General features: G+C 73.4%; 12 protein-coding genes. 6 read left to right on the plus strand and 6 right to left on the minus strand.

Annotated elements, in window-relative coordinates; translation table 11 throughout:
• Positions 1–21: 21 nt before the first annotated feature.
• The 3 genes from AYX06_RS08025 to AYX06_RS08035 are packed head-to-tail and all read right to left on the minus strand — an operon-like array spanning position 22 to position 2,671.
• On the minus strand, positions 22–1,212 hold the full coding sequence (locus tag AYX06_RS08025) for an acetyl-CoA C-acetyltransferase (RefSeq protein ID WP_062735321.1): 1,191 nt from the start codon (positions 1,210–1,212) through the stop codon (positions 22–24).
• Entirely contained in the window at positions 1,209–1,931 is a 723-nt protein-coding gene (locus tag AYX06_RS08030) for a CoA transferase subunit B (RefSeq protein ID WP_062735322.1), read from the minus strand. The genes AYX06_RS08025 and AYX06_RS08030 overlap by 4 nt, the downstream gene beginning before the upstream one ends.
• Positions 1,928–2,671 (minus strand): CoA transferase subunit A, encoded by a 744-nt coding sequence (locus AYX06_RS08035; RefSeq protein WP_062735323.1) that lies wholly within the window; start codon positions 2,669–2,671, stop codon positions 1,928–1,930. The genes AYX06_RS08030 and AYX06_RS08035 overlap by 4 nt, the downstream gene beginning before the upstream one ends.
• Positions 2,672–2,814: 143 nt before the next feature.
• On the opposite strand from AYX06_RS08035, the gene AYX06_RS08040 reads away from it, so the two are divergent.
• Positions 2,815–3,594 (plus strand): IclR family transcriptional regulator, encoded by a 780-nt coding sequence (locus AYX06_RS08040; RefSeq protein WP_062735324.1) that lies wholly within the window; start codon positions 2,815–2,817, stop codon positions 3,592–3,594.
• Positions 3,595–3,610: 16 nt separating this feature from the next.
• On the opposite strand, the gene AYX06_RS08045 is transcribed toward AYX06_RS08040, so the two are convergent.
• Positions 3,611–4,366, minus strand: a complete 756-nt coding sequence (locus tag AYX06_RS08045) for a 3-hydroxybutyrate dehydrogenase (protein WP_062735325.1) — start codon at positions 4,364–4,366, stop codon at positions 3,611–3,613.
• A gap of 290 nt (positions 4,367–4,656) precedes the next feature.
• Between AYX06_RS08045 and AYX06_RS08050 the strand changes: the two genes are divergently transcribed.
• The 4 genes from AYX06_RS08050 (at position 4,657) to AYX06_RS08065 (ending at position 10,651) form a co-directional block, all read left to right on the plus strand.
• The gene (locus AYX06_RS08050; RefSeq protein WP_062735326.1) at positions 4,657–5,874 is read left to right on the plus strand and encodes a cobalamin-independent methionine synthase II family protein; all 1,218 of its coding nucleotides are present in this window, start codon (positions 4,657–4,659) and stop codon (positions 5,872–5,874) included.
• A 60-nt stretch (positions 5,875–5,934) separates the two neighbouring features.
• Positions 5,935–7,152 (plus strand): cobalamin-independent methionine synthase II family protein, encoded by a 1,218-nt coding sequence (locus tag AYX06_RS08055; protein WP_062735327.1) that lies wholly within the window; start codon positions 5,935–5,937, stop codon positions 7,150–7,152.
• Between the two features lie 273 nt (positions 7,153–7,425).
• A complete protein-coding gene (locus AYX06_RS08060; RefSeq protein ID WP_062735328.1) occupies positions 7,426–8,835 on the plus strand; it encodes an MFS transporter in 1,410 nt (469 codons plus the stop codon).
• A gap of 145 nt (positions 8,836–8,980) precedes the next feature.
• Positions 8,981–10,651: a thiamine pyrophosphate-binding protein gene (locus AYX06_RS08065; protein ID WP_062735329.1), complete on the plus strand. Its 1,671-nt coding sequence runs from the start codon at positions 8,981–8,983 to the stop codon at positions 10,649–10,651.
• A gap of 7 nt (positions 10,652–10,658) precedes the next feature.
• Here AYX06_RS08065 and AYX06_RS08070 read toward each other — a convergent pair whose 3' ends face one another.
• Positions 10,659–11,462: an alpha/beta fold hydrolase gene (locus AYX06_RS08070; RefSeq protein WP_062735330.1), complete on the minus strand. Its 804-nt coding sequence runs from the start codon at positions 11,460–11,462 to the stop codon at positions 10,659–10,661.
• An 88-nt stretch (positions 11,463–11,550) separates the two neighbouring features.
• Here AYX06_RS08070 and AYX06_RS08075 point away from each other — a divergent pair, with 88 nt between their 5' ends.
• A complete protein-coding gene (locus tag AYX06_RS08075; protein WP_062735331.1) occupies positions 11,551–12,888 on the plus strand; it encodes a condensation domain-containing protein in 1,338 nt (445 codons plus the stop codon).
• On the opposite strand, the gene AYX06_RS08080 is transcribed toward AYX06_RS08075, so the two are convergent.
• On the minus strand, positions 12,885–13,256 hold the full coding sequence (locus AYX06_RS08080) for a DUF1622 domain-containing protein (RefSeq protein WP_062735332.1): 372 nt from the start codon (positions 13,254–13,256) through the stop codon (positions 12,885–12,887). The genes AYX06_RS08075 and AYX06_RS08080 overlap by 4 nt on opposite strands.
• Positions 13,257–13,450 lie beyond the last annotated feature (194 nt).

Consider the following 13,450-nt stretch of genomic DNA (forward strand, 5'->3'; position numbering starts at 1 on the left):
TGGTCAGTGGGCGGAGCGGGGTCAGTCGCGGTAGAGCAGCAGCGCCTCGCCCTGGCCGCCGCCGCCGCAGAGGGAGACCGCGGCCCTGCCGGAGCCGCGGCGGGAGAGCTCGAGCGCCGCGTGCAGGGCCAGGCGCGCCCCGGAGGCGCCGATCGGGTGGCCGAGGGCCACGGCGCCGCCGTGGATGTTGGCCTTCTCCCACGGGTAGTCGAGGTCCCGCAGGGACTGGATCAGCACGGACGCGAACGCCTCGTTGATCTCGATGAAGTCGAGGTCCTGCACGGACCAGCCGGCCTTCTCGACGGCGGCCTCGATGGCCCGGGACGGCTGGGAGTGCAGGGATGTGTCGGGCCCGGCGACCTGGCCCGGGGCGCCGACGACGGCGAGGTGCTCCAGCCCGTGGCGCTCGGCGTATCCCCGGCTGGTCAGCACCACGGCCGCCGCCCCGTCGGACAGCGGCGAGGAGTTGCCGGCGGTGATGGTGCCGTCCTTCGCGAACGCCGGTCGCAGGCCCCCCATGGACTCGGCCGTGGAGTCCGGCCGGATGCCCTGGTCGGCGTCGACCACGAGCGGGTCGCCCTTGCGCTGCGGGATCGTCACCGGGGCGATCTCCTCGCGGAAGATGCCGTCGGCGGTGGCGCGGGCCGCGCGCCGGTGGCTCTGGGCCGCGACCTCGTCCTGCTCCGCGCGGGAGATGGACCGCTCGCCGTTGCCGGACTCGGTGAGCGAGCCCATGGACACGCAGGCGGCGACGTCCACGAGACCGTCCTTGGCCACGGCGTCCTCGAGCCTGAGGTCGCCGTAGCTCTTGCCCTGCCGCACGCCCGCGGCGAGGTGCGGGGCGTTGGTCATGGACTCCTGGCCGCCGGCCACGACGATCTCGGCCTCGCCGGCCCGGATCATCCGGGCGGCGTTGGTGATGGCCACGAGCCCGGAGAGGCACACCTTGTTCACGGTCTCGGCGGGCACCCCGAGCGGGATGCCGGCGGTGACCGCCGCCTGGCGGGCGGGGTTCTGGCCGGCCCCGGCCTGCAGGACGTGGCCCATGATCACGTAGTCGACCTGGTCGGGGGTGAGGCCGGCGCGCTCGAGCGCGCACGTGATGGCGTGGGCGCCCAGCTCGGCGGCGGTGAGGGACGCCAGCTGCCCCAGGATCTTGCCCTGGGGCGTGCGGGCGCCGGACAGGATGACGACGTCGTCGGCGGTGTTCATCGGTTCTCCTCGGCAGCACCTGGTGCGGTGGACACGGTCTCGGTGGGTACGCTCTCGGTGGGGACGCTCTCGGGGGTGACGTCCTGCAGCTCGGTGCGGAAGGACGCCTCGGTCTTCGCGCGGACCTCGTCCTCGGTGACGCCGGGGGCGAGGCTGCGCAGCACGAGCCCGCCGTCCTCGACGTCGAAGACGCACAGGTCCGTGACGATGCGGTCGACCACGCCCACACCGGTGAGCGGGAGGTCGCACTCGGTCTTGATCTTGGCGGAGCCGTCCTTGGTCACGTGCTCGGTCAGCACGACGACGCGCGGGGTGCCGGCGACGAGGTCCATGGCCCCGCCCATGCCCTTGACCATCTTGCCGGGGATCATCCAGTTGGCGAGGTCGCCCGAGCCGGAGACCTGCATGGCCCCGAGGATCGCGATCTTGACGTGGCCGCCGCGGATCATCCCGAAGGACGTGGCGGAGTCGAAGATCGAGGCCCCGGGCAGCAGCGTGATGGTCTGCTTGCCGGCGTTGATGAGGTCCGGGTCCTCCTCCCCCTCGTAGGGGAACGGGCCCATGCCGAGCACGCCGTTCTCGGACTGCAGCACCACGTTCACGCCCTCGGGCAGGTTGTTGGCCACCAGGGTGGGGATGCCGATGCCGAGGTTGACGTAGTCGCCGTCGGAGAGCTCCACGGCGGCGATCGCCGCCATCTCGTCGCGGGTCCAGCTCATGCGTGGTCTCCGTTCTGCTGGGAGGGCTGCCCGGCCAGGGCGGGGCGGGGGCGGACGGTGCGCTGCTCGATGTCCTTGGGGGCGCCGCTGTACTGCACGACGTGCTGCACGTAGACGCCGGGGGTCACGATGTGGTCCGGGTGGATCTCGCCGACCGGCACGAGGCGCTCGACCTCGGCGACGGTGAGCTTCCCCGCGGTGGCGACGATCGGGTTGAAGTTGCGCGCGGTGTAGCGGTAGACGAGGTTCCCGTCGGTGTCACCGGTGTGGGCGTGCACCAGGGCGATGTCCGCGACGATGCCGCGCTCCTGCACGTAGGTCTCGCCGTCGAACTCGGCGTGCGGCTTGCCCTCGGCCACGAGGGTGCCGACCCCGGTCTTCGTGTAGAAGGCCGGGATGCCCGCGCCGCCGGCCCGGAGCCGCTCGGCGAGCGTGCCCTGCGGGTTGAACTCGACCTCGAGCTCGCCGTCCAGGTACTGCTGGGCGAAGAGCTTGTTCTCGCCCACGTAGGAGGCGAGCACCTTCGTCACCTGGTGGTTCTCCAGCAGCACCCCGAGGCCCTTGCCGTCCACGCCCATGTTGTTGGAGACCACCGTGAGGCCGGTGACCCCGGAGTCGCGGACCGCCTCGATGAGGTCCCGCGGGATCCCGCTGAGCCCGAACCCGCCGACGGCGAGCGTCATGCCGTCCCGCAGGTGCTCCGCCAGCAGCTCGGCGGCGTTGTCGATGACCTTGGACACCCTTGTCCCTTCCTGTCGGTGAACTGTGACCCAGGACTCAATCTAGGAACACCCCACATACCGGTCAACAGGTGCGCCGGGATTCCGCGGACGTTCCTCACCATCCGGCCACCAGGTCCCCGAATGTCCATATAGTGGAGTCCATGACGGAGAAGGTCGGGGCCGGCTCGGGCACCCAGGTGGTCCACCGCGTCGCGCAGCTGCTGCGCGCCGTCGCGGGGCGGGAGCAGGGCAGCACCGTGGCGGAGCTCGCGGCGGCGACCGGGCTGACGCGCCCCACCGTGCACCGCCTCCTGACGGGACTGGCCGAGGAGGGGCTCGTGGACCGCCCCGCCGGCAGCACGGCGTGGCAGCTCGGCCCCGAGCTCTACGTGCTGGGCGCGGTCGCCGCCCACCGCTACCCGATCCGGGAGCTGGCCGGGCCGTCCCTGCGCCGGCTCGCCGAGGCCACGGGGGAGAGCGCGTTCCTCTCGGCGCGCCGCGGACCCGAGACGGTGTGCCTGGCCCGGGTCGAGGGGGCGTTCCCGATCCGCTCCCACGTGCTGTACGAGGGCCTGCGGCTTCCGCTGGGGGTGGCCTCGGCCGGCCTGGCGGTCCTGGCCCACCTGCCGGACGCGGAGGTGGAGCGGATCCTCGCCGCCACGGCCGAGGCCCGCGCCCAGTGGGGCCCGCTGCACACCCCCGAGCGGATCCGCGGGCTGCTGGAGGACGTGCGGCGGGAGGGCTTCGCGGTGAACCCGGGGCTGATCGTGGAGGGCAGCTGGGGCATGGCCGCGGCGGTCTTCGACACGACCGGCGCCCCCGTCTACGCGCTGAGCCTCACGGGGATCGAGCCCCGCTTCGCCGGGGAGCGCCGCGGGCTCCTGGGGCGGGCTCTGCTCACGGAGGCCCACCGGCTCTCCCGGGAGCTGGGCCACCGCTGAGCGGCCACCGGCCCGCTCAGCGCGCCGTCCAGCCGCCGTCCATCGTGTAGGACGCGCCGGTGACCATGGCGGCGTGCGGTCCGGCCAGCCACGCCACGAGGCTGCCGACGTCCTCGGGGTCCACGAGCTTCTTCACCGGCGTCTCGCCGAGCATGATCCGCTCCACGACCTCGGACTCGGGGATCCCGTGCACCTTGGCCTGGTCGGCGACCTGCTTCTCCACCAGCGGGGTGCGCACGTAGCCGGGGTTGACGCAGTTGCTGGTCACCCCGTGCGCCGCCCCCTCCAGGGCCACGGTCTTGGACAGCCCCTCGAGGCCGTGCTTGGCCGCGACGTAGGCGCTCTTGTAGGGGGAGGCCCGCAGCCCGTGCACGGAGGAGATGTTCACGACCCGTCCCCAGCCCCGCTCGTACATGTGCGGCAGGGCCGCGCGCACCAGCAGGAACGGGCTCTCGAGCATGAGCACGAGGATCCGGTGGAAGTCGGCGGGGTCGAAGTCCTGGATCGGGGCGACCTTCTGGATGCCGGCGTTGTTCACGAGCACGTCCACCTCCAGGCTCAGCCCGGCCAGCGCCGCGGTGTCGAGCAGGTCGACGGCCCACGCCCGCCCGCCGAGCTCGTCGGCGACCCGCTGCGCGCCGGCCTCGTCGACGTCGGCCACCACCACGTGCGCCCCGGCGCCCGCCAGGGCGCGGGCCGCGGCCAGCCCGATGCCGCTCGCTCCACCGGTCACCAGCGCGGTGCGGCCCTCGAGGCCGTTGTCCTGGAACATGGGGATCCTTCCTTCCGTCGGCCGCGCCCACAGGGTCCGGGGCGCCGGTCACCGTCACGGTATGTGATCCGGAGCACGACGGCGAGCAGGGGCCCGCGCGTCACACGGCGTCATGCCCGTCACGCGGCTCCCGAATGGCGCAACATCCGGGCCGTGGGATTGGATGGGGTCGTCACCATCCAGAGCGGCCGAGAGACCTGGCTCGACGACGCCGCAGCAACCCGCACGGACGGCCCCCGCGCCCTCCGCCCCGGTGCTACCGCCAGGACCGATGGAAAGGACAGCGCCTCATGCTGCACAGTGCCGACCGCATCCTCACGTCCCACGCCGGCTCCCTCCCCCGGACCCCGGAACTGCTGGAGGCCAACGAGGCGCGCGTCCCGGGCGGGGCCGGCGCCGAGGAGTTCGACCGCCTGCTGCGGGACGCCGTCGTGGACGTCGTGCGCCGCCAGCGCGAGGCCGGCATCGACGTGGTCAACGACGGCGAGTACGGCCACGCGATGACCCACTCGGTGGACTACGGAGCGTGGTGGACCTACTCCTTCGACCGCACGGGCGGGCTCGAGATCGTCGACGACAACGACATCCACGTCCCGAAGCGCTCGACCCCCGGCAACGTGGTGCTCACGAGCTTCCTGGACCGGCGGGACCTCGCCGCCTTCCACGACGCCTACACGGACCCCTCCTCCGGCATCCACCTGGCCGACCCCGACCTGCCGCCGCCCGTGTTCCCGGCCGCGACCGGTCCGATCAGCTACACCGGCCGGGACGCGGTCTCCTCCGACGTCGCCAACCTCACCGCCGCGCTGCGGGAGACGGGGGCGGCCGAGGGCTTCGTCGCCGCCCTGTCCCCCGGCTCGGCCGCGCGGATCGGCAACCACCACTACGCGAGCGAGGAGGAGTTCCTCTACGCGTGGGCGGACGTGCTCCGCGAGGAGTACACCGCCATCCTCGACGCCGGCCTGGTGCTGCAGATCGACGACCCCTCCATCGCCGAGTCCTGGGACCAGATCAACCCCGAGCCGGCCGTCGAGGACTACCGGCGCTTCGTCCAGGTCCGGGTGGAGGCCCTCAACCACGCCCTCCGCGGCCTGCCGCAGGAGCGGATCCGCTTCCACCTGTGCTGGGGCTCCTGGCACGGCCCGCACACCACGGACCTCGAGTTCAAGCACCTGGTGGACCTGCTGCTGTCGATCGACGCGGGCGCCTACTCCTTCGAGGGCGCCAACGCCCGGCACGAGCACGAGTGGAAGGTCTGGGAGGACCACACGCTGCCCGAGGGCAAGCTGATCCTGCCCGGCGTGGTCTCGCACGCCACCAACGTCGTGGAGCACCCCGAGCTCGTCGCCGACCGGATCGAGCGCTACGCGAAGCTCGTGGGGCGCGAGAACGTCATCGCCTCGACCGACTGCGGCCTGGGCGGACGGGTGCACCCGCAGATCGCGTGGGCGAAGCTCGAGACCCTCGCCCGCGGCGCCGAGCTCGCCTCGCGCCGGCTCTGGGCCTGAGCGCCCCGCCCGCCCCGCCCCCGTCACCGCACCCGTCACCCCCCTCCGAGGAGCACCTCCATGACCCTGCAGAACACCGACCGCGTGCAGACCACCCATGTGGGCTCCCTGCCCCGGACCCCGCGCCTCCTGGAGGCCAACCGGCAGCACGCCCAGAGCGCGATCACGTTCGAGCAGCTCACGGACGAGCTCGCGGCGGGCGTCGAGGACGTCGTGCGGCGCCAGCGGGAGACCGGTGTGGACGTGGTCAACGACGGCGAGTACGGGCACACGATGTCCAGCGCCGTCGACTACGGGGCCTGGTGGAACTACTCCTTCTCCCGCCTCGGCGGGCTGACGCCCACGGACGAGGACCGGTGGGCGTCCACGGAGCGCAGACGCTCCTCGCCCGGACACGTCGTGCTCACGAGCTTCCCGGACCGCCGGGACCGGGAGCGGTTCCGGGAGGCGTACGAGGACCCGACGTCGGGCATCCTCACCGGGCGCTCCTCGACCACGCAGCCGAAGATCACCGGGCCGCTGACCTACACCGGTCAGGAGGCGGTGGCCTCCGACGTCCGCAACCTCAAGGCCGCGATGGCGGCCACGGGCGCGGAGACGGGGTTCGTCGCGGCGCTGTCCCCCGGCTCCTGCGCGCGCGTGACCAACGAGTACTACCGCACCGACGAGGAGCTCGTCTACGCGTGCGCCGACGCGATGCGGGAGGAGTACCTGGCGATCACCGCCGCCGGGCTGATCGTGCAGATCGACGACCCCTCCATCGCGGAGTCCTGGGACCAGGTCAACCCGGAGCCCACGGTGGAGGACTACCTGGCCTTCACCCGGCTGCGCGTCGAGGCGCTCAACCACGCGCTGCGCGGGATCCCCGAGGAGCAGGTGCGCTTCCACCTGTGCTGGGGCTCCTGGCACGGCCCGCACACCACGGACCTCGAGCTGAAGCACCTCGTGGACCTCATGCTGACCATCAATGCCGGCGGCTACACCTTCGAGGGCGCATCCGCCCGCCACGCCCACGAGTGGAAGGTCTGGAAGGAGCACCCGCTGCCCGAGGGCCGGGTGATCATCCCCGGGGTGGTCTCCCACTCCACGAACGTCGTGGAGCACCCCGAGCTCGTCGCGGACCGGATCGAGCAGTTCGCCGCGGTGGTCGGCCGGGAGAACGTCGTCGCCTCGACCGACTGCGGACTGGGCGGCCGGCTGCACCCGCAGATCGCCTGGGCCAAGCTGGAGTCCCTCACGGCCGGCGCGCGCCTGGCCTCGGAGCGGCTGTTCGGCTGAGCGGATCCCGCCCGGGCGGCTGGGGCACCGGGACGGCTGGGGCACGGGGACGGCACGGGCACCACGGCCCCGGCGGTCCGTGCCCGGCCGCCCGGCGACCCCTCCCCGCAGAGCGGGCGTCGTCACATTCCCGGCGCAGCATCGGATCGCAGCCCATGCGTAGTGACAGGCGTCACTTTCCTCCGTAGGATCTTCTTGAACTACCGAACGTTCGGTTATTAAGCGTTCGGTTCCGCCGAGGACGACACCGTCCCCGACCACACTGGAGATCCCATGGCGCACGCTGACACCGCCCCGGCCGGGCGGCACGAGATGTCCCACGAGGAGCGCAAGGTCCTCGCGGGCACGCTCGTGGGCACCACCATCGAGTGGTACGACTTCTTCATCTACGCCCAGGCGGCCGCCTTCGTCCTGGCCCCGCTCTTCTTCGAGCCGCTGGAATCGGCCAACGCCGGCCTCGCCCAGGTCGTCGCCTGGGCCTCGCTGGGCATCAGCTTCCTGTTCCGCCCGCTGGGCGCCGTCGTGGCCGGCCACCTGGGCGACAAGTACGGGCGCAAGATCGTCCTCGTTCTCACCCTCGTGGGCATGGGTGCGGCGACCATGCTGATCGGCCTGCTGCCCACCTACGCCACCATCGGGATCTGGGCCCCGATCCTGCTCATCCTCTTCCGCGTGGTCCAGGGCTTCTCCGCCGGCGGCGAGTGGGGCGGCGCGGCGCTGATGTCGGTGGAGCACGCCCCGCGGCACAAGCGCGGCCTGTTCGGGGCCTACCCGCAGATCGGCGTGCCGATCGGCATGCTGCTGGCCACGGGCTTCATGTTCGCGCTCACCTCGATGATGTCCCCCGAGGACTTCCAGGCCTGGGGCTGGCGCATTCCGTTCCTCTCCTCCGTGGCGCTCATCGTCGTCGGCTACCTGATCCGCAAGGCCGTGGACGAGTCCCCGGTGTTCAAGGAGATGCAGCTGCGCAAGAAGGAGTCCTCGGCCCCGCTGGGCCAGCTGTTCAAGCACAACTCCAAGCAGGTCACCCTCGCGGCGCTGATCTTCGCGGCCAACAACGCCGCCGGCTACCTGGTGATCGCCTTCTTCGCCTCCTACGGCGCCAAGTCCCTGGGCATGGACCGCTCCGCGACCCTGATCGCCTCCCTCATCGGCGGCGTGGGCTGGCTGGTGTTCACCATGCTCGGCGGGTGGATGTCCGACCGCGCCGGGCGGGTGCGCACCTTCCAGATCGGCTACGCCGTCATCATCGCCTGGTCGGTGCCGATGTGGTTCCTGCTCGACACCGGGGTCACCTGGATCTTCGCCGCGGCCATCGTGGTGCTCACCGTCGGGCTGGGCCTGTCCTACGGGCCGCAGTCGGCGCTCTACGCCGAGATGTTCCCGGCCCGGGTGCGCTACTCCGGGGTCTCCATCGGCTACGCGTTCGGCTCGATCATCGGCGGGGCCTTCGCCCCGATGATCGCCCAGCTGCTGCTCAACGAGACCGGGATCTCCTGGACCATCGGCGTGTACATCGCCGCCCTGGCGATCATCTCGCTCGTGGCGGTCTCCATGGTGCCCAAGAGCATCCAGGGCATCGACCTGCACGTGCAGGACGTCCATCGCGACTACCTCGCCGAGCACCCCGAGGCCGCCGAGATCCTCACGGCCGCGGAGTCCGCCGAGAAGCGGCGCGACTGATCGCGCGGCCTCCGGCCGCGCACCGAGCCGCCCGCCGGCACCCCACGGGTGCGGGCGGGCGGCTCCACCCGTGCAGGACCTCCCCGAGCACATCCCGCTCCCACCCCGGGACTCCTACCGGAGCCCCACCGAAAGGACTCCGCCCATGACCCCCGACTCCTCGCTGCCCACGGTCTCGACGGCGGTGGCCGATGTGCTGGCCGCGCGCACCGATCACCTGTTCGGGCTGATGGGCAACGGCAACGCCCACCTGATCAGCCACCTCACCTCCGCCGGCTTCGGCTTCACCTCCGCCCGGCACGAGGCCGCCACGGTGACCATGGCCGATGCCTACCACCGGGCCACCGGCCGGGTCGGGGCGGCCACCACGACCTACGGGGCCGGGTTCACCAACACCTACACCGCCCTGGCCGAGGCCCGCCTGGCCCGCATCCCCCTGGTCCTCGTCGTCGGTGACGCCCCCACCACCGGGGCGCGGCCCTTCGACATCGACCAGACCGGCGCGGCCGCCGCGGTGGGGGTCACCACCCTGATCGCCACCCCCGCAAACGCGGCGGCGATCACCCACCGGGCCTTCGACCTGGCCGCCCGGACGGTCCAGCCGGTGGTGCTGGCGATCCCCTACGACTGCGCCACCGCCGCCCTGACCGAGCCGGTGGACCTGGAGCCGCTGCCGGCCAAGGAGGCCTGGCAGCCCGGCCCCGAGGAACTGGACCGGATCGCGGGACTGCTGCGCACCGCCGACCGCCCGCTGATCCTGGCCGGGCGCGGGGTCCTGCTGGCCGGGGCCACCACCGAACTGGCCGAGCTCGGGGACCGGCTCGGGGCCCTGTTCATGACCTCGGTCATGGCCGTGGGCGCGGTGGACTCCCCGTGGAACCTGGGCATCGCCGGGGGCTTCACCCGCGACCACCGCCTGGCCACCGCCCGCCAGGCCGATCTGGTGCTGGTGGCCGGGGCGAGCCTGAACGCCTTCCAGTCCCGCTACGGCACCCTCTTCGCCGAAGGCACCCGGATGATCCGCATCGACAACGAACCGGCCGAGGCGATGGCCCACCCGGCCGTCACCGACTACCTCCGCGCCGACCTCCAGGTGGCCCTGGCCGGGCTGCTGGCCCGCACCCCGGCCGCCGACCCGGCCCGCACCTGGCGGGCGGGAGCCCCCGAGGTCGCCGGGGAGACCTACCGCTCCTCGGCCCCGATCGAGGACCCGGCCGAGTACGGCCCCGACGGCCGGCTCAACCCCAGGGCCGTGGTCGCCGCCCTGGAGGACATCCTCCCGAGGCAGCGGTCGGTGGTGATGGACGGGGGCCACTTCATCGGCTGGGCCCCGATGTACCTCACCGTGCCCGACCCGCAGGCCATGGTCCTGGTCGGCACCGCCTTCCAGTCCATCGGCCTGGGCTTCGGCGCCGCCGCCGGGGTCTCGGTCGCCCGCCCCGAGCGCACCACCGTGTTCGTCACCGGTGACGGCGGGGGCCTGATGGGCCTGGCCGATCTGGAGACCTTCCTGCGCGCCACCGCCCGCGGGGTGATCGTGGTGCTCAACGACTCCGCCTACGGCGCCGAGCTGCACCAGTACGCCGCCAAGGGCCTGGACCCCACCGCGATGCTCATCGACGAGGTCGACTTCGCCGCCCTGGGCCGGGCGATGGGCGCGGCCGGGACCAAGGCCACCACCCTGGCCGACCTCACCGCGCTCACCGACTGGCTGGACACCCACGACGAGGGCGTCTTCGTCCTCGACGTGGCCATCTCCCAGCAGGTGGTCGCCGAGTTCATGACCGCCTCCCTCACCGCCGGCAAAAGGCTCTGACCCCCGGTCAGCCCGCCCCGCCGACCGGGGGACCCGCCTCCACCGCCCGCACGAAGTCCGCGCACCGTCGCGGCCACTGCGCCAGCCCACCGGGGGTGCCCGCCACGTGCAGGGCATCCCCGGGCAGGGCCTCGCGCAGCGCCTGGGCGGTCGACAGCGGATGGGTGGGATCCTCCGACCAGGCCAGCACCAGGGTCGGCAGCCCGATCCGGGCCAGCTCGTGGACCGGCGGCAGATCGGTGGCGGCGGCGCCGCGCAGCACGGTGGGGAGCAGACCGGGGTCGATGCGCGGCGGGTGCGTCGCGCGGTCGGCCACGGCCGGCGGGCGGGGCGCGGCCCGCCCGGCCCGGAGGTAGGCCTCCAGGCCGTGCCGCTCCACCAGCTCCGCCCCCCGCCGGTACGCCGCCGCCTGGCCGCGGCGGGAGGCCCACGCCGTGGACGGCACGCACAGGGTGAGGGAGCGGAAGCGCTCGGGCCGGGCCAGGGCGGCGTACAGGAGCGTGGCCGCCCCCATGGAGGGGCCGATGCCGTGCACCGGTTCCCCGGGCACCACGGCGTCCAGCAGGTCCAGCAGGTCCGCGGCCAGTCGCGGCCAGGACCAGTCCTCCGCCACCGGTTCCGCCGCGGAGCACCCGTGCCCGCGGGCGTCGTAGCGCACCGCGCGGTGCCCGGCCAGGCCGGAGGCCAGGTCCAGGCCCCCCGCGGCGTTGGAGGCCCGGTCGGACAGCAGCCCGTGCAGCTGCACCACCGGCGGGCCGGAACCGGTCACGTCGTAGGCCAGTCGGCAGCGGTCGAGGTCGAGCGTCGGCATGCGGCCACGCTACGCCTGCATCGTGGACGCCGCTGGACCGCACACGCGTCCCGGGTCAGACTGCCCCTGACGCGATCGAGAGGTGCCCATGCGGCTGACCAACATCACGCACGCCCGGCTGCCCGAGGGGCGGCTCTCCAGCTGCACGGTCCCGGTCACGCGCACCGGCCGGCGGCTGCCGGTGTCCTTCGACCAGGGCATGCACGTGGGCGCCGGCTCCCGCCCGGGGACGTGGATGGGCGTGGCCCTGGAGCTGCCCGCCCCGGTCCGCACCGAGGACCTGGGCCAGGCCTGGGCCGGTGTCGTGGCCCGCCACCACACGCTGCGCACCGTGTTCTCCACCGGCGACGACGGCGCCGTCCTGCTGCACGAGGTCGGCGACGCCGTGCACCCGCGGTGGGCCCGCCACGACGTCGGCCCGGCCGGGACCCGGGCGGCCCTGCAGGAGCTGGTCGACGACGCCTGTTCGCCCCTGGCCCGGCCCTCCCACCGGCTGTGCCTGGTCGAGCCGCCGGACGGGCCGGTCGTCGTCCTGCTCGCCGCCGACCACGCCCACGTGGACGCGTGGTCCCTGCCCGTGCTGGTGCGCGACCTGCTCGACGCCCTGGCCGACGTCCGTGCCGGGCGCCCGCCCGGCACCGGCCGGCCCCCGGTGGCCTCCTTCGCCGAGCACACGCGCGAGCTGGCGGCCCGCCCCGCGGCCCCGGCGCGGGTCGCACAGCGGTGGGGGCGGATCCTCGCCGACGGCGGGGGCACCATACCGGTCTTCCCGCTCCCGCTGGGCGACCTCGCGCGCCCCGCGCCCGAGACCGTGACCACCCTGGAGGTCCTCGACGCCCGCGCGCTGGCCCGCCTGGAGGCCCGCGCCGAGGTGCTCGGCGTGCGGCTCCTGGCGCTGCTGGTGTCGGTGCTGACGCGGGCGACCCTGGAGCTGGCCGGGCGGCCGCTGCGCGCCGTGCTGCCGGTGCACAGCCGCACCGACCCGCGGTGGCGCGACGCCGTGGGCTGGTTCATCACCAACTCGGTGCTCGAGTGCGCCGACGCCGATCCCCGGGCCGGTGCGGCCGCCGTGCGCGAGGCCCTGGAGCTGGGCTCCCACGCGCTCGAGCCGATCCTGCGCCCGCACGGCGGCATGCCCGTCCCCGCGGGCATGTTCATGCTCTCCTACATGGACTACCGGCGCCTCCCGGTGAGCCTGCCCGCGGAGCTGCGGGCCCAGCACGTCTCCGCCTCGGCGCCGGCCACGGGCGTGCAGGTCTGGTTCGTCGTCGGCGAGGACGGCCTGCACCTGCGGGCCCGCTTCCCCGGCACCCCGGCGGCCCGGTCCTCGGTGGAGGCCTGGCTCACCGCGGTCTGCGAGGGACTGCGCGCGGAGGCGTCCGCCGCGCCCCCGGACCGGCGGAACGGCCCCGTCCCGGACCGCTAGGGCGCGGCGGGCCCGACCGCCTCCGGCTCCTTCTGCCACGGCCACCGCCCGGTGATCTCCAGCTCCAGGGACCAGCTGAGGAAGGTGCGCACGAGCACGATGAGCGCCAGCACCCCCACGGACTCGAACGTGGGGGTGATCGCCACGGTCCTGATGATGTCCGCGGCCACGAGCAGCTCCAGGCCCAGCAGGATCGAACGGCCCAGCCGCTGCCGGTAGTTCACATAGGTGTCGCGGCCTCCGCCCCGGCGGCCCAGCAGCTCCCGTCCGGCCAGCAGGGACGCCACCACCGCCCCGATCACGATGGCGACGACCCCGGCGACGTCGACGACCTCCCCGACGAGCTCCATGGACTCCTGGAAAGACATCCTGCACCTCCGGTGACTCCGGCGGTCGACGCCGGATCGTGTCTGCACTGACTCTGCACTGACTCTGCACTGACTCTGCGCTGGATCTGCGCTGAAGACGCCAGGATCTCACGGACGCGGTCTCTGTTGACCCGGCGCGCGCGCTCGTGGGATCGTAAGGTGAACGAACGGTCGGTTATTGCTGGGCACCGTCG

It is taken from the genome of Kocuria turfanensis, assembly GCF_001580365.1.
GTDB lineage: Bacteria > Actinomycetota > Actinomycetes > Actinomycetales > Micrococcaceae > Kocuria > Kocuria turfanensis.